This window comes from Chitinophaga sp. HK235 (genome assembly GCF_018255755.1).
In the GTDB taxonomy this organism is placed as follows: Bacteria; Bacteroidota; Bacteroidia; order Chitinophagales; family Chitinophagaceae; genus Chitinophaga.
The window spans coordinates 1,993,907-2,020,850 of record NZ_CP073766.1; the positions used below are offsets into that span (position 1 = coordinate 1,993,907).

Below are 26,944 nucleotides of genomic sequence, written 5' to 3' on the forward strand. Positions count from 1 at the left end.
GAGCGACGGTCAGTCGTCCTCATGGAAATCGGGCTTGCCCATGGGCAGAAATACGGTAAAGCGGGTCCCTTTACCGACGTGGCTTTCCACGGTGATTTCGCCGCCATTTTGTTGGGCAAATTCCTTACACAGAATCAGCCCCAGCCCGGTGCCCCGCTCTCCTTCTGTACCGTAGCCGGGGCTCTGACGATAGGAAAAAAGATTCAGCACCTGCGTAGGCAACATGCCGGTGCCATGGTCGGTAATACTGATGGCTACCTGTGTGCCGGCAGCCATGGCTTTCACTTCTATCTGACCTCCCGTATAACTGAATTTGAGTGCGTTGCTCAGGAAATTGCGCAGGATGACGGACACCTGGTCCCTGTCGGCATACAGCAACAGATCTGAGGGAATAGCCGTGTCTACTATGATTTTTTTCTGCTGGATGATCATCTCGAAGAAATATAGCACTTCGGTGGCCAGCGGCTCCAGGAAGAAATTCACGGGCTGCGCGTGAATACCTTTCATACTGCGGGAACTCCAGCGCAGCACATTGTCCAGTGACCCGCCCAGCTGCGCTATCTTTTTATGCAACATGCCCGCTGCTTCTTCCATTTCCATTTCCGGATATTCGCCCTTGCGGAACATGTCCAGTAACACTTCCAGCGTGGCCAGCGGGCTACGGATATCATGGGCCACAATGGAAAAAAGTTTTTCCTTATCCTTGTTCAATGTTGCCAGCGCCTCCCGCTGTTTTTCAATCTCCTGCTGGTAATCAGCCTGGATATACTTGAAAAAGCTCAGGGCCACGACAATAAAAAACAGCGAAGTGGCCACGTTGGTCCATACCCTGCTTTGTGGTACAGGCTGCGCCAGGTGCCATTGCTGTGGCATAAAAATAATCAGCAGGAAAGCGGTGATGACCAGTGTGCTCAGTCCTGCTACCACCCATTTGTTGTCGTACACCAGTATACAACAGATCAGGATATTGAGCAGGAAGTATTCGGCACCGTTATGAAAAAACAGGCCGGTGAAAGTGTACACCAGAATGCTGCATACAATAGCCACCAGCCGGGCGCTGAGATAGCGCCGTTTCCAGTGCAGCCATAATACAAAGACATTAATCCCGCTGGTGGTCACATTAAGGGCGGCAAGAAGATACCGGCCCTGACTCGCATTCAGGACGGCAAAGAACAACATAAACGGGATACTCGGAATAGCCAGCAGGTTGAGTAACCTGGTACGTCTTGATTCTATAAAAGGCATCAGCGGGCTTGTTCCTACATTCACTATGTAGCTCCAGGTACGTTGTATGATTCGGTAAAGATAGTCAGTCGGCCCCTTATGCATAGGACTGCAAATATACCGTGAAAATCGGGTTGTCAAGCATACCCTGCCGGCCGGAGAACCGGATCTTTTTTACCCTTCCTGTCCCTTGCCCCATAGGGTGAGGTCCAGCAGCACAAAGACCGCCAGGAGCAGGATAAACACTATCACCCTGAAGGCCAGTGTCATTCCACGGACATCACCTTCCTGGTATTGATGAAAAGTTTCCAGCACCTTCCCTCCGTATTTTACAAGGAGCGCTGCTTCGATGACCAGGAAAACCACTATTACTGTCCACTCAGAGTAAGGATGCATAGGCTTAAGGCTTAAGGTGACACAGGGCCGGCCTGGTGTTTTGGCGGCGCTGAAAAAATATTTTTACAAAAAGAAAGAAGGTGTCTCATCGGCCGATGAGGCACCCTCTTTGTGTAGTTCGCTTTCAAAGTTAATAAAAAGGTTACAATGCCTGCCGTTTCAGTTCCTTTACAGCATGATCGGCAGCCCTGGCGGTAAGTGCCATATAGGTCAGGCTGGGATTCTGACAGGCGGAAGAGGTCATACAGGCTCCATCTGTTACGAACACATTTTTAACGGCATGTACCTGGTTCCATTCATTGAGTATGGAAGTTTTAGGGTCGCGGCCCATTCTGGCCGTACCCATTTCATGGATGGCCATACCCGGATAGGATTCCCGGTTGAAGGGACGTACATTTTTGAGGCCTGCTGCTTCCAGCATGGTTACTGCTTCGCTGGCCATGTCCTTACGCATCTGCATTTCGTTGTCTTTGAATTCGCAGTTTATTTTCAGCACGGGCTGGCCCCAGGCGTCTTTTACGCTATGGTCCAGGCTCACGTTATTCTCTTTATAAGGCAGGCATTCCCCGAAGCCCATCAGTCCCATCTGCCAGGGACCGGGTTCAGTCAGATAGTCTTTAAAGCCGCCGCCTACGCCCAGTTCGGCGATACCCCTGGCCCATCCGGTACGGCTGCTGTAGCCGGTATAACCGAAGCCGCGCAGGTAAGCGCGTTTATCTTTTTCTACGTTGGCAAAGCGGGGAATATAAAAACCGGCCGGACGCTGGCCATAGTAGTATTTATCGGCAAAGTCTTCCGAGGTACCGCTGGCGCCAACATGGAAATGATGGTCCATCAGGTACTGTCCCAGTACACCGCTGTCGTTGCCCAGCCCCTGCGGAAAACGGCCCGAGGTGGAATTGAGTAATACGAAGGTGCTGGCCAGTGCAGACGCATTGAGGAAGATGACTTTGGCGTAATATTCCGTCATCGCTTTGGTATGTTTATCGATCACCCTTACACCGGTGGCTTTGCCTTTTCCTTCGTCATAGATGATACTGTTGACAACGGAATCTGTGAGCAGGGTAAGGTTGCCGGTTTTGACAGCAGCCGGCAATGTAGAAGACTGTGTGCTGAAATACGCGCCGAAAGGGCATCCCCGGCTGCAGCGATCACGGTACTGGCATTTGTTCCGGTCACCGATAGCCTGTGTGAGATTGGCGGTACGGAAAATGGTCATGCGCCTCTCCGGGAAAGCAGCTTCCAGCCTGCCTTTCACCTGTTTTTCAAAACAGTTCATTTCCATAGGCGGCTGAAAAACCCCGTCCGGCAGATGAGGCAGCCCTTCCGCCTGGCCGCTGATACCAGCAAAGGCCTCCACATGGCTGTACCAGGGTGCCAGGTCTTTATAACGTATAGGCCAGTCTATGCCTATGCCTTCTTTGATATTGGCTTCAAAATCCAGGTCACTCCAGCGAAGGGAGCCCCGGCCCCACATAATAGAACGGCCTCCTACAATATCCGCCCGTTGCCAGTCAAAACGTTTCTCTTCTGTATAGGGATTTTCCGCGTCGTTCATCCAGTAGCTATGGTTAAACTCTGTATATACCTTTTCGCGGATCAGGTACTGGTGTCCTTTTTTCTGTTCATTGGTCAGCACACCACGGTGCTGTACCTCCCAGGGTGCAGCCGTGGCCGTTGTATAATCCTTCACATGTTCCAGCTGCCGCCCTCTTTCTATCATCAGCACTTTGAGTCCTTTTTCACAGAGTTCTTTAGCAGCCCAGCCACCAGTGATACCGGAACCTACTACTATCGCATCATATGTATTAGCCGCCCGGGCCTTCAGATTCAGATTGATCATACCACGGAATTTACAGGTGTGCCGAAAAATAATAAAATATTCATACAAACGCAGCAGATTTGGTATGATCGGAAAACAAGCGTGCCGGCGGTTTTTATTTTTCGATGTGGACGACCACCCCGTATTTTTTCCCCTTTACACCGTACTGTTGCACCAGAGCGGCTTTATCAATCACTTTCAGCTCTTTGAACGTATGGCTGTTGACCTGCGACAAGTCCGCCTCCGGATTATCTTTCAGCACCTTGTCGTTGAGGATATAGACCACCTGTGCATCTGCTCCCGGTTCCGGTACAATGCTCCGGTAGCCGGCATCCTGACTGAAGATGAGCCAGTATCTGTTGCGCACAAATTGTTTGGTTTCAAAATAAACCGCATTATTGTGGCCAGTGGCGAGTTTGCCGGTATATTTCATGACGGAGGCCCGGGCAATGTCTGTAGGCAGCACCTCTGAGAGGGCCGTATAGGGAACAGGCATACTGTCTATAAAATACTCCGTGTTTTTTGTATCTCCCGGAGGGGGTATCTGCGCAAACAGGTCTGCAGAACAAAGTAATAACAACAAAGTAAGCAGTGTTTTCATGGTAAGCGGGATCTGGTCTTCTAAAGATAAGGATCTTTTATGTAGTGTACTGCCACTAAAAAAGCCGCACCAATCCGTTGACTGATGCGGCTTTTTTCACTTTTAAACCAATACTGCTATATGACAAGTCCGGGATTTCCGGTACCTCTCCCATTGTTTGGGGAAACAACAAACAACGGGATCTGATCAGCAAACCACAATATTCCTACATGGCGGAAGGAAAGGGGGCAATTTACTGTCCGGTAAAACCAGTTTGCTGATCAGGTAATACAGTGTATGTGGCATAGCGGCACAGGGAAATAGGACATGTCATCATTATGCGTAACCGTTATGTCAAATGTCCTAACACATATGGTTACGAAAGACAAAGTTATCCAGATTGGGCACTGGTGAATAGTACAAATGCGACATCTTTCCGTTTTGATGACGGTTTTGATGTCGTCAGATATAATTCCCGTTGAATGAAAGGATGATCAGGTCATCATGCTATGCAGGCGCACTGTACGGATCAGGGTTTCGTCATCAATAAAAGAGGGCGTGATACCGGCAAACTCCTTAAAATCACGGATAAAGTGCATCTGGTCGTAATAGCCGCTGAGATGGGCGATACGGGTCCAGGTAGCATCAGGATTTATCTCCTTCAGGTGATAGGCTTTGCAGAACCGGATCAGGCGGGCATACCGTTTGGGAGACATACCGGTACGCTCCACGCATTTCCGTTCAAACTGACGGACGCTCACACAGGCATCGGAAGCCAGCCGCTCTATGGTGACATTCCCTGCCTGGGCCACCAGATCGTCCATTACAATATCTACCGGCAGGGAGGGCTTCAGACGGTATAGTTTCTTCAGCAGGTAAGACTCCACGATACGCACCATCAGGTCCCAGTCATGGGTATTTTCCTGCAGCTGCTCATTGATCTCGTCCACTTCATTCCCCAGCAGCAAACGGGTATCAAAATCCTGCTCCTGCATCTCCGGCATAGGGATATTCAGCAACCGGAACAGACCACCCGGCCTAAAAGCTACGCCCAGGGCCATATGACGCTGTCCCAGATCCAGGGTTACTGACTGTTCGAGCGGCCCCACGGTCAGGGAAACAGACTTGGTCTGGAATTCATTGCTGTATACCCGCAGTACCCGGATAGGATCTTTGATATAAAACATGATATATCGCTGATAGGTAGGCACAAACCTGTACATATTGGAAAGTCCCGGTAACTGGGTAAAGTCGGCTTCATAGATCGTAATGTTGCTCACAAAATCCTGTAATGCAGGATGCGGCGTATAAGCCTTCATAGTTGGCCTCATGTCTCGGTATTATAGGTTAAACAAGCGCAAACATCAGAACACTTACTAATAGGTTCCCCGACAAATGTAAACATTAGCGACCATAAAACTCCTGTTGCGCCGGACCTTCCTGGCGCAGTCTGTAAAAAAATAGCCATTACCGCCGCCATTGTAGAACGCGGGGATATTTCCAATGCATTGAATGCCGGCCTTTACATTCCGTTTCAGGGAATAGTTATTTTACCGCGGCCATTACTTTTTCTGCTATCATCTGGGAGGTGATGGTACTGGCCACTTTCATGAAGGCCTCCTTTACCGCTGGCTCATCCTCAGATATGTTAGCAGCAATCTGCTCCAGCACTTTTGCCTTCTCCAGCTCGGAAGATAGTTGCCCTGTTGCATTAATCAGCGCAATCCTGCGGTCTGACGGCTGATGTTCCTTCTTTGCAAGGAAATACAGGACTTCCATCTTACCCAGATCACCACTGATCGTGTTGTTGATCTTTAATGCCCGCACCACTTCCTCTGTCATCATCGGCTGATCCAGTATCAGTTCCAGTGCCTTTGTTTTCTCCAACCCGGAATGAATGCTTTCCGCAATAGACAGGGCTGCGTTGGCTGTGTGTATGTCGCTCATATAACCGGTACGGAACAGCTGTAACAGTTTTACCTTTTCCACATCACCATTGATTTTACCGGCCACCATCTGTGCAATGGGAGTAAGATCTTCTTGCGGGAGCGAATCTATTTTCAGCAGGAACTCCAGATAAGTACTTCTCACTGCATCCGTTCTGGCAGCAGCGGCCTCCTGTAACACGGCAGCACTGCCTCCTTTTTTGTAAAGCGCCGGGAGCCTGTTCTTCACATTAAAGCCATAGGTGATCATATCCCGGACTGCATCTGCAATAAACGCATTGCGTGCCGCATCACCCTCCGGGCTTTTGCCGGCATCAGACAGTTCATAAATAATGTTTCCTTGTTTGTCGCTGACAGCGGAAAACTTTTTATCGTTCTTTTTATACTTCAGGAAACCTTGCGGTGATATTGTTTTCACAGCCGTTCCTTCTTCATTCAGCTGAATATCCCCCGAATAGGCTATTTCCAGCGAAACACTGTCGTTGTTGAGGTTGATCGTTCCGGAAGCGATGCCGTTTTTCTTGGTAGAGGAAGAGGAGATATAGGAGCCTCCCTCATCACAGGCAAACAGCAGGGTAAGACCACTTAACGCTATCGCCACTGATATTGATTTTCTCATTACATGGATTTTATATGACTAATATAACTATTCCTTCTATGATATTACCATCCGGGGCTTAAAAAGAATTGCCATGCGGCAGTATTTCCGCCACATGGCGATTTCGGCTACATTACGCCAGCAGTCTGCCCTACGCGTACCGATGTCAGGTACTCATATTGCGACGGCAGGGTCTTGATTAAATCGTTGGTGCGTTCCCGTATTCTACGGAATGCTTCCAACGCCCTGGTGCTGTCCATATGCTCCAGAACAGGCAGGCAGGCTTCCGGCCTGTAACCCAGCCCTTGCAGCATCACCGCGTAGGAGTAAGATTCAAAGCCGTGATAGTTGGGATTGATGTTCCTCGGGTTGGGCAGACGTACCTTCCATTCTGCCAGGCGTTCCTTCAGATCATCAGATAACTTGAGGTCATGTTTGGTAGCCTTCCAGAAAGGCGTATCATACCTGCTGCTGGCATAGTAGTGCAATGTCAGGAAGTCATGCACTCCATCAATGCACTCTCCGATCGTTTTATTATAACGTTTCTGCAGTTCAGGAGAGCATTGTTTGTCAGGGAAGTTGGCCACCAGCTCCTGACGTACAGGGAAAATTCGGGAAACGGATTTATTTTAGGTATTTTCGCGCTTTGGTTTCTTATTCTGAGCACATATGTTCCCCTTGTTCCCCTTAAGGCATCTGCTTACTATAAGCCTGTTGAGCCTCTACTGTACAGTTCCTGCCCTGGCAGCTGTATTTACTGTGACTTCCGGCGCTGATAACGGCCCCGGAACATTACGGGACGCCATTATGCAGGCCAATGCGAATGGTACCACCAGTACGGACTATATCAATTTTAATCTCCCCACCCCTACCATCACACTATCTTCCGGCCTGCCGGCGCTCAGTAGCAACATCATTATAGATGGCACCACCCAGCCAGGTCCCCCACTGGGGATCAGCAATGCCAGGGTCACCATTCAGCTGGACCCGTCCATTGCCAGCAGCATCACCATCCTACAGCTATTACAGGCCAGCCAGATCGGGATTTACGGACTCGCCTTTAAACACTCCATCAGTCAGCACTCCTGTACCGCTATTTACCTGGCCGACTGTCAGGATATCATACTGGGCGCTCCGGGCAAAGGCAATCTGATTAATGGCTTCCAGAATGGCATCTACCAGGATCAGGTCAATGTAATGGAAAACATCACCATACAGGGCAATATTATAGGCGTAGAAGAAGATGGCTTCACTAAAACGATCTACGACAAGGAAACGGTTTCGTGTATCCGTTTCCGTGCTATAAAAAATATACTGATAGGTGGTAACAATCCGGCAGCCGGCAATCTCATTGTAGGGCGCGGAGATGCCATATCACTGGAAACTACCGGAGGTACCGCCGCTATCGCGTTCAATAAAATCGGGATTGATAATACCGGTACCCGCATACCTGGCTTCAGTTCATATGGCCAGAATCAGGTAAACATCACCGGCAATGCTGCGGACATACAGGTGACAGACAATCTTATCGGAAATGGCAGCATTTACCTCTTCTACCTGAAAAACAGGTTTACCATTCAGCGCAACAAGATCGGCACCGACATCACCGGGCAAATAGTATTGTCCAACAATCCGGCCGGTATTCAGGTTTTAAAGTGTCCCGGCGGCCTCATTGGCGGCGATGGCAACAACGGCAATACCATTGCGGGATGCAGCTCCACGGCTATCGGTGTATCGGAATCCTATGCTGTCACCATCAGCCAGAACTCCATGTTCTGCAACAGTAACGGTATACGGCTGTACTGGCAGGACGCCGGTGCAGGCAGACCGGCACCTTTCGTCAATGTTACCGGCTGCGATGGCAACGGTATCAGTGGCATAGCCCCTCCCAACAGCCTGGTGGAGATATTTGAAAGCACCAACTGCAACTACAGCTTTAATAATGATCCCGGTAATTGCCAGGGGAAACGTTACATCACCTCCGTGAATGCCGACGCTTCCGGTAAATGGTCCTATACCACGGCCGGCACCCCGGGCCTGATCGTCACCGCTACCGATACAAAAGGCGCCACCTCCGAATTTTCCACCGCAAAGCTGGGGCCCGGCAGTCTGCAGGTAACCCATGCCTCCTGTGGTCAGAATAATGGCAGCATCACCGCTAAAATTGAAAGAGGCGTGCTGGTACATTGGGAAGACCTCCACGGTAATATAGTAAGCCGCGACACCAATCTCACCAAAATGCCGCCTGGCGCCTATACGCTGGTGCTCTCCAGCGGTGGCTGTAATAACAACTCCTGCCTGGTAAAATACGGTGCCTTTGAAATAAGGGATATATCGCCGGCGATAGAAGCCTCCGGACTCCGGATACAAAATGCTTCCTGCGGACAAAAAAACGGTAGTATCTCCGGCCTGAAGGTAAGCGGACAAAATATTGTAGTCACCTGGAAAAACGCAGTGGGCACGGTTGTAGGCAATACCGCCGACCTCTCCGCTGCAGGTCCCGGTAGCTATACCCTGGAAGTAAAGGACGGCAGTGGCAGCTGTAGTGCCAAGGCTGGTCCCTACACCATCACTAACGCAGACGGCCCTACGATAGATATCAGCCGGGCTACTGTTACCGCCTCCACCTGTAACCAGGCCAATGGCGGCATCAGCGGCATTACCATCAGCGGTACCGGCACCATCAGTTACGCCTGGTATGATGCAGGCAATACCCTCGTAGGACAACAGCCCAACCTCGCTGGTGTAAAAAGTGGCACTTATGTGCTGAAATACCAGGATAACAGCAACTGCCCTCAGGCCATGTCAGATCCTTTTATTATTCAAAATACAGGAGACATTCAGCTCAATACCAGCCAGCTTAAAATCACGCCAGCCGATTGCCGGGGCGGCCATGGCGCCATCGCCGGCATAGTGACCTCAGGAGCCACCTCCTGGCAATGGGTGGACCAGAACGGCCGTCAGGCAGGTACTACCGCCGATCTCAATTACGTACCAGCAGGCAAGTACCAACTCCTCCTCAGCAACACCACAGGCTGCACCAACAGCAGCCCGCTCATAGAAATACCCACCGTTACGCCGGCTAAAATGCAACTGGTCAGTGCAACCATCATACCTCCGCATTGCGGACAATACAACGGCAGCATTCAGGACCTGCGTATTACAGGAGGCAGCCCGATAGGCTACCGCTGGACCCGCGAAAACGGTCAGCCGGCCGGCACAAGCCCCTCCCTGTCTGACCTGGAACCCGGTACCTACCAGCTCTATGTCACCGATGCCGACGGCTGCGAACAGCCTGTCGGCAGCCAGACACTGAAGGCTGCCGAACTACCGGTCATGAATGAACGAAAAGTAATCATCACACCCGATCAATGCAGTAAAGGACTGGGAGGCATCAGCAACATCAGCGTTGACGGCGAGGTTCCTTTTACTTATACCTGGTACCAGGATAATATCCCCGTTGGCCAGTCGCGGCAGCTCACAGGCGTGAAAGCCGGGCAATATACCCTTACTGCTACCGATCAATACGGCTGCTCCGTACAAAGCACCCTTTACACCGTTACCGACCAGCATACAGGCCTGCCCACCCCGCAGATACCACCTGTCACGATTGTCAGAGGAATGGATGCTGTTATCAAAGTAGCACCACCAGTGCCTGGCACCTGGTACCTGTATACACAACCTGTTGATCCCAATCCGTTATATACCAGTACAGACGGCACTTTCACTATTAAAAACCTGATCATCTCCAAAGTATTTTATATACAGCAGCGCGATGGAGAATGTTACAGTCCCAAGGTGCCTGCACCGGTGACAGTACTCGATGCCGTCAAAGTATTTGTGCCTACCGCCTTTTCACCCAATGGCGACGGACTCAACGATCTCTTCCGCATCAAAGCCTTGGGACTGGCCAGCCTCGAGTATTTCAACGTATACAGCCGCTGGGGCAATATCGTATTCACCACCCGTCAACTGCAGGAAGGCTGGGATGGCACGCAGAAAGGGCAGCAGCTCCCTGCCGGCACTTACGTATGGACCCTGCTGGGCAAAGATGTACAGGGCAATATCGTACAGCAACGGGGCACGGTAACGCTCATACGCTGATCACATCGCTGTAAATTCCCTGGAAAAAAAGAAAAAAATTGAAGATCTTGTCCGGGATCATCAACTTGCAAACATATGTCTACACGAAGAAACTTTTTGCTGCAGGCCTCTCTGGGCCTGGCTGCCACCTCCTTTTCTCCCCTGATGGCCGCTGCCGGCAGAAAATCCGATACCATCCCTGCCAAAGACAAACTCTCTGTAGGCGTGGCAGGATATACCTTCGCCCAATTCAGCCTGGACCAGGCTATCAGCATGATGCAACGGACCAACATCCGGCATATTTCCGTCAAGGATATTCATCTTCCCCTCAACAGCAGCCCCGAACAGATACAGCAGGTATTAGGCAAATTCAAGGACGCAGGCATTAACGTATATGCGGTAGGCGTTATCTATATGAAAACCCGGCAGGCAGTAGATGAAGCCTTCTCTTACGCCCAAAGGGTTGGCGTACCCATGATTGTAGGGGTTCCCACACCGGAACTGCTGGACTATACAGAAGAAAAAGTAAAGGCCACCAACATCCGCATCGCCATCCACAACCATGGTCCGGAAGATGCCCTGTATCCCGGTCCTGAAAATGCCTGGAAACATATCCGGAACCGCGACGCCCGCATGGGCCTGTGCATCGACATCGGCCATGCCACCCGTGCAGGCGAAGATCCCGCCAAAGCAGTCCTGGCCTATAAGGAACGGGTATTCGATCTTCATCTCAAAGATGTGACACAGGCGTCCAAAGATGGTAAAGCCACCGAAATAGGCAGAGGTGTCATCCGCTTCGATCAGCTGGCAAGCGCATTGGAAAAAATCAAATATAAAGGCATCTGCAGCATAGAATACGAGAAAAACATGACAGACCCGCTGCCCGGTATCGCAGAATCTGTTGGCTATTTCAAAGGGGTCGTTAACACAGTAAAATAATCATTCCGGCAACGCCGGTATCGACAACAAAGGTACCTGCGAATTATAAGCAAGCTCCTTCGATATACTCTTGTGAAAAATGGAAGAGATAAATGAATGTTTCTTCGGGACCGTCACAATCAGGGAAGCATGATTCTCCCTTGAAAACTCAAGCACGCCTTCCACGACATTGGTACCGTTCATATAATGGAAGGTGGGATTGTATTGCTCCAGCAGGTCATGCAGCTGGGAGATCTGCTCTTTTGTTTCCGGGGAATACTTTTCTCCGGAAACAGGTTCCACATTTACTACATGCACTTCCGGCTTAAACAGGTCCAGGAAGTGATACAGCTGTTGGGCGGAAGATTTTGATATATTCCGGAGGTCCGTAGAAAAAATGATGCTTTTGATTTCTTTACCTACGATAGCATCTTTAGGCACCACCAATACCGGGTATTCGCTCGTTTTCATCACCTGGGAAGTATTGCTGCCCATAAAAAAATGTTCCAGGTTCGACTTCCCTGAAATACCCATCACTACCAGGTCTACCTCCTTCTCTTTACAGAGTTTGTTAAGATGATCGGGCAGATAGGCTTCTTCCGCCAGCAGGTCATACTTAATATCTGTGTCTATCATAAGGCGCAGCTGGTCCTGGATAGCCGCCAGTGATTCCATGTTTTCCAGATAAACGAGATTATCCATTTTCGGTGTTGGCACGGGAAATTCGGAACCAGCTATAATGGTCCGGTATGCATGGTAAAGGATGATCCGCTCTACCTGCAGTTTGTCGGCCAGGTTGCTGGCGTATTCTGCCGCCCGGAAGGCAGCGTCCGAAAAGTCGGTCAGTATCAGCATCGATTTCATAATAGCTTCATTCAATGTGGTGGAAATAGGGATTGAACAATTGGCCGGCCCAATCCCTGTTTGTTTGTCAATGATGGTCCACTCTGAAAGACACTTTACAGATCAGCCCATAGGTGGAGAGCTTCCCGTCTTTTACATGCACTTTCAGATCTTTTATATAAACGGAGTCTATATTGTGCACCGTTTTGGACACTTCTTTCACCGCATTTTGAATTGCGTCATCAAAACTCTTTTCGGAGGAAGCAATAACCTCAATCACTTTTACGATAGACATAATAAAGATTTTAAGGTGAAATAATACAGTATTTGTACATGAAACAAACGATCTACCTGTTTGTTCAACTGCTTGCCTGCACCGGGTTTGAGGCTTCTTTCAACCGAAAGCGGACAGGCAAAACCTGATACACAATGTGCAATCCATGCTACAGTAAAAGGCTGTGTCGGCAAATGGTTTTATTGTGAATCAATAGCTTGGCCAAACCAGCAGATACGGCATGGTTCTTTTACCTGTTTCAATAGCGTTTCTGAAAAGGGGTGGTTTGGAATGAAAACAAATCTGAGATGAAACCCTAATAACCTGAACTGGATAATACCAGCGTAGGGAAGCAGGAAACACGAAGGAGGCACTGGAAAAACCGGCGCCTTCTTTTTTTAAATCCTGATTTAATAACTATCTTACGGGCTTGATTTTTTTTAATCTAAACCCTGTACCAATGAAAAAAATGTGGATGGCCTGTGCCTTGTTGTTGCCCGTTTCCCTGTACGCCCAAACTGCAACACTCGTTCCCCCTGCTAATAATAGCTACGCAGGATTGGAAAAAAATATGCTCTTTTATGCCAACACCCGCTTTAAAGTGACGCAGGCAGGCGGCAACCAGCTGGACCTTTACAAACTCTTTGATGGAAGGTACGATCCTGCCTATACCACCGCCCCTTCGGAGAGTAATCCTACTGTGATCACTATAGAAGGTTTTAAAGTACAAAACACTCAGCGACTCGCCTACGTGGGGTGGACAACCCGCTACTGGGCTCCTGTTCATTTTAAGGTTGAAGGTTACGATATAAGTGGCCCCGGCTGGGTAACGCTGGCGGAGGTGACTAACAATGCTAACGGTGAATTCATCAAGGATATAAATGGCTTGTTTGCCCAGATCCGATTTACTTTTTATACCGGCAGCGGCCCCCAGGGCCAATTAGGCATTTCAGAACTGTTTTATCTGAACGGAGAAGCCACACAGGCCTATGACGGGCTCATGGTTCAGTATGATGATGCCAACAATGTCAATCTGGGCACTAACCTCCACCCCTCTACGCTGAATGTGAATGGAATGATCAATACCAAAAGAGTAAAAGTGAACCAGGACAACTGGGCTGATTTTGTATTTGACCCTTCCTACACGCTGCCTGCATTACCGGCCGTGGAAAAATTCATTCAGGACAATCAGCATCTGCCCAACATTCCCTCTGCAAAAGAAGTAACTGATAAAGGGCTGGACCTGGGCGATATCAGCGCCCGGCTGCTGCAGAAAATAGAAGAGCTGACTCTGTACATGATCGAACAACATAAAAAAATCGAAACACTGACCAGAGAAAACCAGGCCATGGCCGAAAAGATCAAACAACTGCAAAATGGCCGCAGCACTAGATAATTTCAGGTCGTTTTGACAGAAATCGTTTATTATCAATATCTTAATCCTGAAAATATTTCATTTTCGTGTAGGATTAAGTGTTATATTAGTTGCATAAAATATTACCGGCAGGCTTTTTGATATTAACCCGGCTCATAGACCAATGATCAGCTTATAACTTATGAATGCTATGTTACCAACAAAATAGGTTTAACCCTGATTTAAACGCTGTTCCATGACCGCCATTACTTATGCCATCAACAACAGATGAACAACTATTATCATTATTCCTTTGACCTCTGGTTAACACTGATCAGATCAAACCCTTCCTTTAAACAGGAAAGAACAAGGTTTTTTTTTGATCATTTTAACCAGCAGCAGAAATCGCTGGAAGAAACCGACCGGATCTTCCGCAGGATTGACCTTATGACGAATGCCATCAACGAAAAAACCGGTGGCAATCTCGAAGCGGAAGAATTGTACCTGATGGTGATCAGTGAGATGAATGACCACCGGTATGATTTTGAGAAGATAGATCTGCAGGCACTTTACGGAGAAATGGAATCACTGGTAATGAAATATCTGCCGATGGTGTATTGTTCCGCTACCATGAACGTATTGCGTACGCTCAAAGAAAGACAGGGCTGTACACTCAGCCTGCTGAGCAACACGGCCTTCATCAAAGGCCGTACGCTGAGACGGGTGCTGCAGGAACTGGAACTGGACCGTTACCTCGATTTTCAGTTATATTCAGATGAAACGGGGATGTCTAAACCGAATGAGCAGTTTTTCCGTTTGATGCTGGAGCATATTGCCAGCGCCAGAAACGGGGAAGTACTGGCTCCCGGGCATATTATTCATATAGGCGACAACGTGAAAGCAGACATTCAGGGAGCCAGTGCCATAGGTATCCATACCTTACTGGTCAACTCCAACAATCAATGTATTTCAAGTCTACTGAACTGATGAAACAGACCTATTCATTGCACAAAATCACTGATGCCAGCGATTTCGGATTCTGTCCGGACGACTACAGCCGTTTTAAATTCGGAGACGACGCGGTAGCCGCAAAATTTGGTATCAGTCTGGCAGATGGGTTTATAGCACATCACCTGACAGGACGCTCCATCCCACAACTGGTGGTGGTGTCCAGCCCCTATGCCTTTATCCCTACCGCCACCTTCGCCATGAAAAACCATTTCGTTTTCCGGCTCAACAGGTGGCTGGCTGCCAACGGCCATCCGGTACTGCAGGAAACCAAAGTACACCGTATCATCACCTACCGGGAGGATTACGGTGAACTGGATGCGGAACAACGACTGAAACTGATCGGTAACGATTCTTTTCATATAGACCGGGAATTCCTGGCCGGCAAAACCATCCTGTTCCTCGATGATATCCGTATCACCGGCGGACACGAAAGAATGATCCTCAAAATGGTGGAAGCCTATCAGCTGACCAATGAGATGTATTTGCTCTATTTCGCTGAATTGCAGAACCATAGCATACATCCCAGCATTGAGAACTTCCTCAACTACCATTTTGTGAAGTCTATCTTCCACCTGGAAAAAATCATTCAGGATGAACATTTCTGTATCAATACCAGAATTGTAAAATATATTCTCAATTACGATTTCGATTCATTTTGTATTTTCCTGCAGAATCAATCGGACAAGTTCATCCATCTTTTGTACGATATGGCATTAGGCAATAGTTATCATACTATTGAAGCCTATCAACGGAATCTTCATTATATTAACAACTATATATTTCAAAGAAAACATAAAAGCATAGAACATGGCAATTAATTTGCAAAAAGGACAACGGCAGGCAATTAATGCTCCCAAATTTACGATCGGACTGGGCTGGGACACCAACGCCTCTTCTACCGGCACCAGCTTCGACCTGGACGCTTCCATCTTTGTTATGGGAGAAAACAAAAAGATCCTGTCCGACCAGCACTTTATCTTTTACAACAACCTCGTTTCCCCTGATGGCGCAGTAGAACATACCGGCGATAACCTCACCGGTGAAGGCAGCGGCGACGACGAACAGATCAAAATAGACTTGTCTAAGGTAGATCCCCGTGTCACCGAAATATGCGTAGTAGTAACCATCCACGAAGCGGATGCCAGAAGGCAGAACTTCGGCCAGGTAAGAAACTCCTATGTGCGTGTATTCGACTCCGTTACCAACGAAGTGATACTGAAGTATGAACTGGAAGAAGACTTCTCCATCGAAACAGCCGTGGAATTCGGCCGTATCTACAAACGCAACGACGAATGGAAGTTCGAAGCTGTAGGCGTAGGCATGAAAGGCGGACTGCAGGACTATCTGAACAAATACAACTAATCAGTAACACAACGAATAACACAACAATACAATGGCTATTAATCTTCAAAAAGGACAGCGCATCAACCTCGAAAAAAGCAATGGCACCAAACTGCAGCATATCTGTGTAGGCATCAACTGGGGCGCTATTGAAAAGAAAGGTCTTTTTGGCCTGTCCAAATCCAAGGAAGCAGTAGACCTCGACGGCAGCTGCGCCCTGTTCAATGAACAAAAACAACTCCTGGACGTCGTATACTTCGGCAACCTCCGTTCCAAAGACGGGGCAGTACAACACAGCGGCGACGACCTGACCGGCGACATGAATGGCAATGACGGCCTGGACAACGAAGTGATCACCCTTGACTTCTCCCGCCTCGACAGCACCACCAACTATGTAGCTTTTGTGCTCAACAGCTTCAGAGGTCACGATTTCGGTACCATCCCATTCGCTTCCATCCGCATCTATGAAGGCTCCCCTTCCCGCGTAAACGAAGTGTTTGCCACCTACGACATCGCCAGCGGCCCCGGTTTTGCCGGTCATGTGTCTATGGTAATGGGCGTTTTCTACAAAAAGAACGGTGAATGGAGGTTCAACGCCATCGGTGAGCCTACCCGCGACAAAAAATTGCCCGATACCGTGGATACTGTTGCAAGGCAATACCTGTAGTCCTTACCTTTGTAATGCTATCACTTTTTAATCTGATACCTTATGGAAGCAAATCCTAATGTTACCGATCAGGCACTCGTCCCGGTAAGACTGGACAAAGACGGCAATGCCAACCTGTCCAATATTACCCCGGCAGAGACCCAGAAGTACAACGAGCTGAATAAATCACTGGTTACCACCGATGTGAACTCAGTCCTGAACTACGGGGCCGATGCACAGAACTCCATGGAACGTTACAGCAACGAATTCCTGACTTCTGTACGCACCTACAATTCAGGTGAAGTAGGCGGTTTGATCAACGAACTGCTCTCTGAACTGAACTACATCGATGTGGATGAGCTGAACCAAAGCGGCTTTAAAAGCTTCATCTCCAAAATGCCTTTTCTGAAAAAACTGGTCGTTGACGCCCAGAAACTCTTTCAGAAATATGACACCGTTATCAATAATATTGATAAAATCACCAATAAAATCAAGGCCGGACGTATCAATTCCCTGAAAGACAACAGCTCCCTGCAAACCATGTTTGACAGCAATGTCAACTACATCAAGCAGATGGAAGACCTGATCATTTCAGGACAGCTGAAACTCAATGAGCTGAGTGAAAAACTCGCTCAGATGGAACTGAACGCCGCCAACTACAACGACTACGAAATCGCCGACCTGAGAGATTTTATCAGCCGCCTCGACAAAAGGCTGGCCGATATGAAAATAGTACGCTTCATCATGTTGCAGTCACTCGCTCAGATCAGACTGGTCCAGAATAACAACACCTCTATCGCAGAAAAAGCGCAGTCCATCATCTCTACCACCATCCCTGTCTGGAAAAACCAGCTTACCATCGCGGTAGCGCTGCAAAGACAGAAAGCCAACGTAGAGATGCAACGCAAAATCTCCGATACTACCAATACCATCCTGCAAAAAAATGCAGACCTGCTCAAACAGAACAGTATTGAGGTAGCAAAGGAAAACGAGAAGACAGTGGTGTCTATCGAAACACTGAAAAGGACCACCCAGTCACTCATCGAAACGTTGCATGAAGTGAAGAAAATCCACGACCAGGGCGCCGAAAGCCGTAAAGTGCTGAACAGCGAACTGCAAAACCTGGAAACAGAGCTGAAGAAAAATGTAACTAACGTTAGCTAATCGTGTAAAAGTAATGGAGGATAACCTGGCAATTATATTAAATGAATCAAATAAAACTATCAGCAAACTTCAGTTGCTGTCCGCTTTTTTTGAAGAAGAGATTATTTACAAAATATATCTCCGAAGCCAGGTTGTCCATAAATTATTTGAAACCAATCCCGAGCTGGATATCAACAAGCTCGAACTGTTCCATCTGCAGTATACCGCTTCTGCCATCGAACTGCTGAAGAAAATCAAATCCGCCAACGAAAGGAATGTAAGCCTTATCTACGACGAGATACAACTCAACAGGGAAATGATGGAGAAACTCAACAGCTCCGTTTTTTCCGAAAAAAACTATACGCTCGACAAACAGAAACAGGCACTGAAAATCAACCTGTCGCTACGGAGACTGTACCAGACACTCTCCGATAACACCGACGAATATCCTTTCTCCAAAAATATCAACACCTTCAGCAGCCGCTTCTCGCAGGACTTCTATTATGATATCACGGCCGACCAAATGTCGGCCCTTATCACCTACGAACCCGATGACGTCTATAAAAACAGCCATGCCACCATCCAGAAAAAACTAATGGGGCTGCTGTGTAAAACAGATTTCAAAACTGAGTTTTTCTGCGGACTCAAGTCCGGCAATATGCTCGCGGAAGTATACCGCTTCCTGACACTGGACCGCCAGTATCTTTTTCTTCCTTCCAGAAATCTTTTCCTGCTCTGCGACCTTTCCGGCATCACCGATATCGACTGGTCCAATACCTTATCTAAAAAAGCAAAGCTCACACAGGAAATGGCCGACAAAAACGATCAGCTGGAAAGTAAGGCCAATCTTATCAAAACCGCCCTCCCCGACCATGTGAAGGCATTGCTCCACGAGTATTACGAGAAAATCTCCGATGTCGACTTCCTCCAGAAAATCGGCAGCTTCGATGTACAAACCAACATCCTCAGGACCATGCTCAATACCGACGGCCTGTAATCTTCCTTAAAAAAAATTGCATCAGCCCGAAGACTGATGCAATACTATTTCGTTAATGTCAATCGCTTAAATCTCCGCTTATCAGGAGCATCATCCACATCACATATATCACCGTTCGGCGGTGTTACCTCTCTTAGGCACATTCAGCAAAGCAGAAGTAATGATCGGAATAACGAACACGCTTACTGTCAGGATAGAAGTCCATACATCTGCGATGTGGCTTTCCAGGAACTCTGTCAGTGGAGAATACGGGTTGTAGTGCTCATACAGAGACAATGACAGTTTCACACCCAGGATAGCGATCACGATATAGGCCGCTGTTTCCAGGAAAGTAAATTTGGTCATCAGTCTTACAAAAGCCTGTGCTACAAAACGCATGGCCAGGATACCGATAAATACACCCAGGCAAACCAGCAGGATATTATCAGTAAAAGCTACTGCAGCAAAGATATTATCGATAGAGAAAGCCATGTCCATCAGCTCCACCAGCGCTACAGTGGCCCAGAAGGGACCGATAGCACCTACAGTAACCTTGTACAGCCAGTTCTTTTCCTTGTCAATGGATTCCTCTTCCTCTTCTACCTGATTCTCTTTTTTGCGTTTGGCTCTCTGGTCTTTTACCCAGCTGAATACCAGATACAGCAGGTATAATCCACCCAGCGCTTTCAGCCACCAGAACTGAATCAGGAAAGAGGCAAACAACATAGCGAGTCCGCGGAACAGATAAGCACCAATAATACCGTATTTAAGGGCACGGTCGCGTTGTTTTTCGGGCAGGTCCATTACCATGGTGGCCAGCACAGCGGCATTATCTACCGAAAGCAGGCTTTCAATAATAATCAGGTTCCCGACCACGATCAGGGAAGGGATAGGATTGTTGATAATTTGTTGCAGTAAATCAGCAAAATTCATTTCAGTGTGTTTTTATAGGTTCTTATTTGTTCGCCATTGTAATGATCACTACCCTGCCGCCCTCTTCTCTGGACAACAGAATTTTTTTACCATCTGTCAGTTCCACCATCGTACCAGGTGGTATTTCCCTGTCTTCCGTCAGGTCTTTCAGGGAGTCTAGTTTTTGGTTGACCAGCACCCATTTGCCCTGGTAAAAAGTGAAATATCCTACCGGTACTTTTTGTTCTGCAGTGAGTCTTTCATTGCGGATGATGTTCCGGTTGACATGCCATGGAAACAGGTATTGGTTATGATACACCATCAGCCGGTGGTTTTCCGGCTTCCAGACGGTAGGTTTAAATTCGTAGTACAGGTCGAGCACCGGCAGTGTGCCCTGATGCGGGGTACCGCAGAAAGGGCATTTGGGAGAAAAGGTATTATCGAAAACATACCATTTCTGTTCACAGGCTGTGTTGCTGCAGGGCTGCATCAGGTCGGTGGTTTTCAGCAGTGCCTGTTCCCACATTTCGGCTGGCGGCCGGTTGTTGGGCTGATGCAGGCCGGTAATAAAAGCCTGGTCAAACAGCTCTTTCAGATACGGGCCGGTAATCGAGTACGGCAACTTGCTGACATCGGCCCAGGGCAGTTCTTTCGGATTCAGCTGGTTGAGCTTGGGCCGGTTGGACGTGTCCTGCGGATGCTCTACAAACAGGGCTTTTTCGCCCATAGACAAGAGATCATCTTTCTCAGTGTCAAGGTCATGCACCTTACCGCCTTTCAGCGGATGCCGGTACAACAGATACATATAGATCATAACGGCCAGCGCATGCAGGTCTGTAAGCCTGCTGGGCAGCTTCCGGCTGGGATCTTTTACGTCCAGGTGTTTGGTGGCCAGTACTTCCGGCGCAATAAAATCGGCGGTGCCGATTACATCGGGCGGGAAAAGACCAGGCACCACCAGTCCGTCTATATCGATGATGGCAGCCGATTTGCTCACCGGATCTACCAAAACGTTTTTATAAGAGAGGTCGGAATGGGCCAGTCCTGCGGCATGCAGGCGCTTTACGCCTCTCGCGATGTTTACACAGACCTGGAAATAACTTAACCAGTTGCCCAGCTCTGTTTCATCCAGTCGCAGTGCAAACTGTTTATTTCTGAATTTAGGAGAAGCAAACCATTTACCTTCTTTCTCTTTACCCTTGATCAGGTCGCTGGTAGCATATCCTTTTTTGAAAAAGAAGTTTTTATTGTAACAAGGCACGATGAGGCCCACCTTTTTGTCCTGCTCCACCATGTCAGTAGGCCAGCAGTAGAGGTCTTTGTAATAGTTGCCTCCCTCGCGGTTGAAGAAACTATTGTAGTATTCTGTTACTATTTTCCTTAATCTTTCTTTGGAGCTGAAGTCCTGTTCATCCCTGTAGAACGCCACCACATAAGACTTATCGGGGCTGAAGTACACATCTTTCATTCCGCCGCGCATAGGTTCTCCATTATCAATATACTGATATGATTTACCGGGATGTATGACAGAATGGACCGTTTTTGTGTTCATGTTCGTTGTACGTTACCTAATGAATATGCAGTTAGCTGACGATCATCAAAGTTCTGTCGTCGTGGTTGCCCGGGCTCCAGAAGTCGAGCCAGGCAGACAGGCGTCTGGCGGCTTCAGGACTGGCGATACCTGTTGGTACCACTGTGTTGTCCGGATTTTTTCCGCCCAGGTCGGCCAGGAACTCTTTCCAGGTGTCGATTTTCTCCAGGTTGGCTTCCACCACGAATTTAGGATCGTAGATACCGTCTGTCATCAGCATCAGGTAAGAGAAGTCCTGCACCAGTTTAAAACCAAAGCGCGTGGGGAATTTATCGCTTGTAAAGATTTCCGGCATAGTAATGAACCGGGTACCGCCGCCAAATTCTCCTACGTCGAGCCAGTTCATCAGCGTGATCTCTGAACAGTCCCTGTTGAGCAGCCCGATAGGGCAGTCTCCTACTCCAAAGCTCATAATGACATAGCCAAAAGCATATTTCTTCAGCAGCACAAATATAAGGGTGGAATGAAGATCTTTTATCGAAACCTGTTGATTGGCAGCAAATTCTTCCAGTTTTTTATGGACGGTAAAAGCGGCTTTGCCCAGGTTGTCGTATACAAAACGGGTAATTTTTTTCTGTGTGTCGGTGCCGGTACCCGCCACATGTTGCTGCAGCAGGGCATCAAAATCACCGGAGGGGACGGTATTAAAATACTGTTCAAAGTATTGCACAATACCGGTACAGGCCAGGCGGGCCCCTTCTCTCGACAGTTTAGCACTGCCGGCTCCGTCGGACACTGCCAGCACACTCCAGCCTGAAGACTCAAAATGCCGGAAGGCGTAGTCATCATCCCGGAAAGAACCCACATTAGCGTGGCTGCGGCCCCGTTTGGAGGCCACTGTCACAAAACGATCGCCCAGCAGGGCTGATTCGGCCACACTGTCCGGCTTCCAGAAAGGTGCTGCCTGATCGCTTGGAATATCCTTCCATAACGACTTAGGATCGGGATTGATCACCAGCGGGATCTGCTTTTCATTGGGTGCAGTGCCCTCTCCTGCTGTCGCCAGGCGGAACTTCAGTTTCAGGCGGATATCACCGCTTTTAACAGGCGTACCCTGAATATCACCGGTCTGAGGATTGTATTGCAGACCGTATTCCTCCAGCCCTTCCATGGCCGACCAGGAGATATCTGTCCAGTTGAGCTGCCGGAAGTCCAGCCGGGCCTGATAAGGCTTGCCGGCCGTGGCATTCGGGATGACCACCTGTTGCTGCTGTATATCCACCAGCCTGGATTTATATTGCCATGTGTCCATGAGTTTTTGCTGATTTTCCAGTATCTGTTGAGCCAGACGCTGGTTCTGTTCATCATTCACAAATGTCTCGAACATTTGTTCCTTGCTGCCGGCGATGGTAATATTTTTGGCAGCAAACAATTCGCGGATATATTTTTTCCCCATTTATGATCGCTTTTAGCCCTGGGCGCGGTTCACATCGAAACCTCCTTCACCGATGCCATAGGTACCTTTGTTGCCACACCAGGGACAGGTGCTGATATGCTCTTCCCCGATACAGTGGATCTGGCCGCAAACACACATGGCAAAAGCTACCTGGTTGCCGCAGCAGGGACAGGTGGGGCTGCCGATCAGCTCATCGCTGTTGATCCGGGAAGGACCGGCTGTTTCATCAGACAGCTCCTTATAGGAATTGTCTACCTGGAAAGCGCCTACCAGCCGGTACGACAGCCTGTTGAAGTCCATGCCATAAATTTTCGCTTCCTCTTCCGAACGCCGGTATTTCATGAGGTAATGACGGTTCATGTTCTGGCATTTACCCACCAGCACCGCATAATTGCTATCGGTATACTGTTGTGGTGGTATCGGTTTGGAAAGGTCTATTTTACTAAGGGTATCGTTGTCGTATATTTTAGACAGCTCGAAGCCGGAGCTGTTTTTCTCCACGCTTTCACTGCTGGTTTTAATAGAATCCGTTACCCATTTGAAGAACTGTTTGTAAGCGGCAGCATTATTATTTTTGAAATGAAGAATATTTTCTGTCAGCTCCTTCAGCACATGAATATCTGCTTCGTTACCGAAGGAAATGGCCACCATATTGGCGGTCCGCTGCCACTGCTGCTTCCATTCTGCGATGGCGGGTTGGGTATCATCCGTAGGCACACCGTCGGAGAAGAGGAATACGATGGGCTTCCAGTCTCCTTTCTGTTCGTAGGTAGTTTTCACCTGGTTCTTTCTCAGTTCATACATCAGGTGTCCCAACCCTTTGCTCAGGGAAGTGCCGCCACCAATCGGGAAGCGGGGTGGGTAAAAATTAATGATCTCCTGCAGCGGCACCAGGGTTTTGGCCTGTCCTGCGAAGACGATGATGGAAACCCAGACGGTTTCAATAGCGTAGGGGTCTGCTTTCAGGGCCTGAATGATCTGCGACAGACCTTCTTCGACCTGCTGTATGGGCTCTCCTACCATGGATTCGGAGACATCTATCAGAAAATAAATGGGCAGTCTTCTCATTATCGGAAGTTTACGGAGGTGACATATACCGTACCAGGCCCTGTGATTTTGAGCATGGTAAGACCTTCCCCTCCCAGCATATTGCTACCGGAGAAGTGGGAAGACATTCTGTTCTGCATATCGGCATTCATACAGATAAAACTTTTTTCATCCACAAAAACAGTTTGTCCGGCTACCAGGTCCAGCGTTACAACGGTACCTATCACATCGAGGAAAACGGTGCAGTAACCGGTTATTTTCTGCATGATCAAACCGGTCCCACCGATCAGAGAGGTGAGGTTCATTTTCACGTCTATGTCTATCTTATCTGAAGAAGCCACATAGTAGCCGGCTTTACAGATAATACCGCCGGGCAGGTTTTTGAGGTTGACCGGCAGCATGCCTACCCTGCCGGCCACCATGAGTTTTTTCGGATTAACGTTGGTGTTGCAAAGCTCTACCTGAAAGATACTTTCACCGGTCAGTTTTCTTTTGAGCATACCGGCCACACCTTTGTCAAAAACATTGATGGAGGAATTGATACCTTCCTCATAATAGATCAGGGCTCCTTTCTCACAATAGAATTTTTCGTTGTGAAACAGTTCTACCTGCAGGCTTTTAAAATCGTGCCCTATAAGTTTTACGTTCATGTTCCAATCAGATAACTAAATTCACTTCCTGGGGCGGTGGCGGCAGGGTAACCTGTTCCGTTGTGCCCATACTTTTATTTCCTTGTTCGATGGTGTCTGACACCCATTTAAAGAACTGGCGCAGCGTGGCGCTGTCGGCGGTGTCCAGATGAACGACCGTCTCCGTCAATTCCTTGAGCATATCGTTGTCGGCGGCCTTGCCTGCGGCGCATCCTACGATAGCGCCGAAATTGAGGCCTTTTATTTTAGGGATCATTTCCCGGTACAGCTGCTGATCAGATGGTTTTCCATCTGTAAAAATGAACAGCAGCGGACGCCAGTCTCCTTTCTGGGTGGGCGTTCCGCGTTGTACATCTTTTACAACCCTGTGGTAGAGAAAATCGAGTCCTGCGCCGGTATGTGTGGGACCGCTCTGAGGACAGGTTATTTCCGGCAGCTGAAAACTGACCAGTTCAGTGAGGGGCATCAGCTCCTTCACTTCTCTGTCAAAGGTGATGATACTGAGCCACAGAGAGTCCAGTGCATGGGCATCCATACGCAGGTTGCTGACCATTCCGCTCAGGGCATTGTTTAATGCCTGTATGGGCTCTCCATACATGGAACCGGAGGTGTCCAGCAGAAAATATACCGGTAGTCGTCGCATGAACTGTGATATTTATGATGATTGATGATGGTGTGATGATCACGAAAGATGATAATGCTGTTTTTTCTGTGAGAAGAAAACAGGCAGCTGTTTATCACACTACAATATTCAGTTCTGAAGGCGGTGGCGGCAGTTCGTGCAGGCCGCTCACTTCTTTTCCGGAGTCTTCCACGCGGGTAGAACTGACGCCGATGGAAGCGGTCACCCAGGCGAAAAAGCGGGAGATGCTCTGACTATCAGCAGTATCGAGGCTCACCACATTTTCCGTGATTTGTTTCAGCACAGAGGTATCAGCACTGTGACCTGCGGCGCAGGCTACCGTATAAGCTGTTTTACGCTGACGGAAAGCAGTCAGACCGCTTTGCCAGTTATCAGTTGGCACACCATCTGTCATAATAAACACCAGTGGTTTCCAGTCGCCTTTCTGTTCTGTGGTGGTTTTGGCCACTTCTCTGTCCATACAGGAGCTGACCAGCTGCAAAGCCTCTCCCAGCACGGTGGTGCCGGTAGCGCGGATATCCACCATCTGGAAAGAAGCCAGATCTGTCAGCGGTACTACCTGTTTGGCAGTACTATCAAAAGTAATGATGCTGATGAACGCGGTTTCGATGGCCTGCGGGTTTTGTCGTAATGCACTGATCATTACCTGCACACCATTTTTTACAGCCTCGATGGGCTCTCCGCTCATAGAGCCGGAAGTGTCCAGCAGGAGGTAAACGGGTAGTCTTCTCATACAATATCGGTTAAATGAACATAAAAACGCATTGCGCACGGGTTAACGTGTCATCATCTTTTATGCTACAGTAAAATCAATAAATTCCTAAATCAATAAATCTCTAAATCAGGAATAGGTCAGCTTCTTCAGTTCATCGATGAAACTATCGGACTGGTGCGGATTACCAAGGGCTCTGAATTTCCAGGCACCATCTTTACGGTAAATTTCTGCAAAAGTCATAGAGCACATACCGTTATAGGTGCTGTCGCCGGAAAGGCTGAAGCGCGCGATTTCTTTACCATTGCGGTCTACCGCACGGATAAACGCATTTTCGATCATACCGAAATGCTGGTTGTTGGTACGTCCCTGATAGATGGTCACCATGAACAGTATTTTATCGTAACGCTGGTCCAGCTGGTCCAGTTTGATGATGATCTGTTCATCGTCGCCATCGCCTGCACCGGTCCTGTTGTCGCCTGTCAGCCAGATGTGGCCGGAAGGATGTTTCATGGAGTTGAAGAACACCACATCACTTTCGTATAGTCCCATCGATCTGCCATCTCTGGTTTGTACGCTGCGGCCCAGGTTGGCTACTTTTCCGTTGCTGTCCAGCAGCATGGCTACTGCATCCAGATCATACTCTCCTTCTTTTTTATCGCCACCAAAGAGTTTACCGAAGAAACCGCCTTCACTCTTCTTTTGTCTTACGTCCCAGCCCAATCCTACCGTCACGGTAGAAAGATCAAATTCTTCTCCTTTATCGTTCTTGCGAAGGTCAATCGTTTGACCTTTAACTAAGTTAATAGCCATATGGATAGGTTTAAGTATGAAGGAT

The 26,944-nt window shown here is 48.4% G+C and carries 26 protein-coding genes and 1 riboswitch; of the genes, 9 read left to right on the forward strand and 17 right to left on the reverse strand.

Translation table 11 applies throughout. The features are described 5' to 3' along the window. Positions 1-9 precede the first annotated feature (9 nt). The 7 genes from KD145_RS06310 to KD145_RS06340 form a co-directional block, all read right to left on the reverse strand. A complete protein-coding gene (locus KD145_RS06310) occupies positions 10-1,329 on the reverse strand; it encodes a sensor histidine kinase KdpD (protein WP_212005060.1) in 1,320 nt (439 codons plus the stop codon). A gap of 69 nt (positions 1,330-1,398) precedes the next feature. Beyond that, positions 1,399-1,620: a hypothetical protein gene (locus KD145_RS06315; protein ID WP_212005061.1), complete on the reverse strand. Its 222-nt coding sequence runs from the start codon at positions 1,618-1,620 to the stop codon at positions 1,399-1,401. A gap of 142 nt (positions 1,621-1,762) precedes the next feature. Continuing rightward, a complete protein-coding gene (locus KD145_RS06320; RefSeq protein ID WP_212005062.1) occupies positions 1,763-3,463 on the reverse strand; it encodes a GMC oxidoreductase in 1,701 nt (566 codons plus the stop codon). 94 nt (positions 3,464-3,557) lie between these two features. After that, complete coding sequence (locus KD145_RS06325) at positions 3,558-4,043, reverse strand: hypothetical protein (protein ID WP_212005063.1); 486 nt, start codon at positions 4,041-4,043, stop codon at positions 3,558-3,560. Positions 4,044-4,516: 473 nt separating this feature from the next. Beyond that, positions 4,517-5,353: a helix-turn-helix domain-containing protein gene (locus tag KD145_RS06330; protein ID WP_212005064.1), complete on the reverse strand. Its 837-nt coding sequence runs from the start codon at positions 5,351-5,353 to the stop codon at positions 4,517-4,519. Positions 5,354-5,567: 214 nt separating this feature from the next. Beyond that, complete coding sequence (locus KD145_RS06335; RefSeq protein WP_212005065.1) at positions 5,568-6,587, reverse strand: hypothetical protein; 1,020 nt, start codon at positions 6,585-6,587, stop codon at positions 5,568-5,570. Positions 6,588-6,694: 107 nt separating this feature from the next. Further along, complete coding sequence (locus KD145_RS06340) at positions 6,695-7,153, reverse strand: tryptophan 7-halogenase (RefSeq protein WP_212005066.1); 459 nt, start codon at positions 7,151-7,153, stop codon at positions 6,695-6,697. 127 nt (positions 7,154-7,280) lie between these two features. Between KD145_RS06340 and KD145_RS06345 the strand changes: the two genes are divergently transcribed. Continuing rightward, complete coding sequence (locus KD145_RS06345; protein WP_212005067.1) at positions 7,281-10,670, forward strand: gliding motility-associated C-terminal domain-containing protein; 3,390 nt, start codon at positions 7,281-7,283, stop codon at positions 10,668-10,670. 75 nt (positions 10,671-10,745) lie between these two features. Beyond that, positions 10,746-11,588, forward strand: a complete 843-nt coding sequence (locus KD145_RS06350) for a sugar phosphate isomerase/epimerase (protein WP_212005068.1) — start codon at positions 10,746-10,748, stop codon at positions 11,586-11,588. On the opposite strand, the gene KD145_RS06355 is transcribed toward KD145_RS06350, so the two are convergent. After that, positions 11,589-12,431 carry a universal stress protein gene (locus tag KD145_RS06355; RefSeq protein WP_212005069.1) on the reverse strand — a complete coding sequence of 281 codons (843 nt, stop codon included), beginning with the start codon at positions 12,429-12,431 and terminating at the stop codon, positions 11,589-11,591. It lies immediately after the preceding gene. A gap of 67 nt (positions 12,432-12,498) precedes the next feature. Continuing rightward, positions 12,499-12,705 (reverse strand): dodecin family protein, encoded by a 207-nt coding sequence (locus KD145_RS06360; RefSeq protein WP_212005070.1) that lies wholly within the window; start codon positions 12,703-12,705, stop codon positions 12,499-12,501. A gap of 245 nt (positions 12,706-12,950) precedes the next feature. Then, positions 12,951-13,052, forward strand: a riboswitch (TPP riboswitch). A gap of 92 nt (positions 13,053-13,144) precedes the next feature. On the opposite strand from KD145_RS06360, the gene KD145_RS06365 reads away from it, so the two are divergent. The 7 genes from KD145_RS06365 (at position 13,145) to KD145_RS06395 (ending at position 19,176) form a co-directional block, all read left to right on the forward strand. Next, a complete protein-coding gene (locus KD145_RS06365) occupies positions 13,145-14,080 on the forward strand; it encodes a hypothetical protein (RefSeq protein WP_212005071.1) in 936 nt (311 codons plus the stop codon). A gap of 246 nt (positions 14,081-14,326) precedes the next feature. Further along, positions 14,327-15,025, forward strand: a complete 699-nt coding sequence (locus KD145_RS06370) for an HAD family hydrolase (RefSeq protein WP_212005072.1) — start codon at positions 14,327-14,329, stop codon at positions 15,023-15,025. After that, positions 15,001-15,867, forward strand: coding sequence for a phosphoribosyltransferase family protein (locus KD145_RS06375; RefSeq protein ID WP_212005073.1), 867 nt, complete (start codon positions 15,001-15,003; stop codon positions 15,865-15,867). Before KD145_RS06370 ends, KD145_RS06375 begins: the two co-directional genes overlap by 25 nt. Continuing rightward, positions 15,857-16,411, forward strand: coding sequence for a TerD family protein (locus KD145_RS06380; RefSeq protein ID WP_212005074.1), 555 nt, complete (start codon positions 15,857-15,859; stop codon positions 16,409-16,411). Before KD145_RS06375 ends, KD145_RS06380 begins: the two co-directional genes overlap by 11 nt. A 31-nt stretch (positions 16,412-16,442) precedes the next feature. Further along, the gene (locus tag KD145_RS06385) at positions 16,443-17,057 is read left to right on the forward strand and encodes a TerD family protein (protein ID WP_212005075.1); all 615 of its coding nucleotides are present in this window, start codon (positions 16,443-16,445) and stop codon (positions 17,055-17,057) included. A gap of 42 nt (positions 17,058-17,099) precedes the next feature. Continuing rightward, positions 17,100-18,200 carry a toxic anion resistance protein gene (locus KD145_RS06390; RefSeq protein WP_212005076.1) on the forward strand — a complete coding sequence of 367 codons (1,101 nt, stop codon included), beginning with the start codon at positions 17,100-17,102 and terminating at the stop codon, positions 18,198-18,200. A gap of 13 nt (positions 18,201-18,213) precedes the next feature. Next, complete coding sequence (locus tag KD145_RS06395) at positions 18,214-19,176, forward strand: hypothetical protein (protein ID WP_212005077.1); 963 nt, start codon at positions 18,214-18,216, stop codon at positions 19,174-19,176. A gap of 108 nt (positions 19,177-19,284) precedes the next feature. Here the strand turns inward: KD145_RS06395 and KD145_RS06400 are convergent, their stop codons facing one another. The 8 genes from KD145_RS06400 to KD145_RS06435 form a co-directional block, all read right to left on the reverse strand. After that, complete coding sequence (locus tag KD145_RS06400; RefSeq protein WP_212005078.1) at positions 19,285-20,088, reverse strand: DUF475 domain-containing protein; 804 nt, start codon at positions 20,086-20,088, stop codon at positions 19,285-19,287. 22 nt (positions 20,089-20,110) lie between these two features. Then, positions 20,111-21,619: a helix-hairpin-helix domain-containing protein gene (locus tag KD145_RS06405; protein ID WP_212005079.1), complete on the reverse strand. Its 1,509-nt coding sequence runs from the start codon at positions 21,617-21,619 to the stop codon at positions 20,111-20,113. A 31-nt stretch (positions 21,620-21,650) separates the two neighbouring features. Continuing rightward, complete coding sequence (locus KD145_RS06410; RefSeq protein WP_212005080.1) at positions 21,651-23,054, reverse strand: PP2C family serine/threonine-protein phosphatase; 1,404 nt, start codon at positions 23,052-23,054, stop codon at positions 21,651-21,653. A gap of 12 nt (positions 23,055-23,066) precedes the next feature. Further along, positions 23,067-24,122 carry a TerY-C metal binding domain-containing protein gene (locus KD145_RS06415; RefSeq protein ID WP_212005081.1) on the reverse strand — a complete coding sequence of 352 codons (1,056 nt, stop codon included), beginning with the start codon at positions 24,120-24,122 and terminating at the stop codon, positions 23,067-23,069. Further along, positions 24,122-24,751 (reverse strand): AIM24 family protein, encoded by a 630-nt coding sequence (locus KD145_RS06420; RefSeq protein WP_212005082.1) that lies wholly within the window; start codon positions 24,749-24,751, stop codon positions 24,122-24,124. Before KD145_RS06420 ends, KD145_RS06415 begins: the two co-directional genes overlap by 1 nt. A 7-nt stretch (positions 24,752-24,758) precedes the next feature. Next, positions 24,759-25,394, reverse strand: coding sequence for a VWA domain-containing protein (locus tag KD145_RS06425; RefSeq protein WP_212005083.1), 636 nt, complete (start codon positions 25,392-25,394; stop codon positions 24,759-24,761). Positions 25,395-25,488: 94 nt separating this feature from the next. Then, positions 25,489-26,127 (reverse strand): VWA domain-containing protein, encoded by a 639-nt coding sequence (locus KD145_RS06430; protein WP_212005084.1) that lies wholly within the window; start codon positions 26,125-26,127, stop codon positions 25,489-25,491. Between the two features lie 108 nt (positions 26,128-26,235). Continuing rightward, entirely contained in the window at positions 26,236-26,919 is a 684-nt protein-coding gene (locus tag KD145_RS06435; protein WP_212005085.1) for a TerD family protein, read from the reverse strand. Positions 26,920-26,944 lie beyond the last annotated feature (25 nt).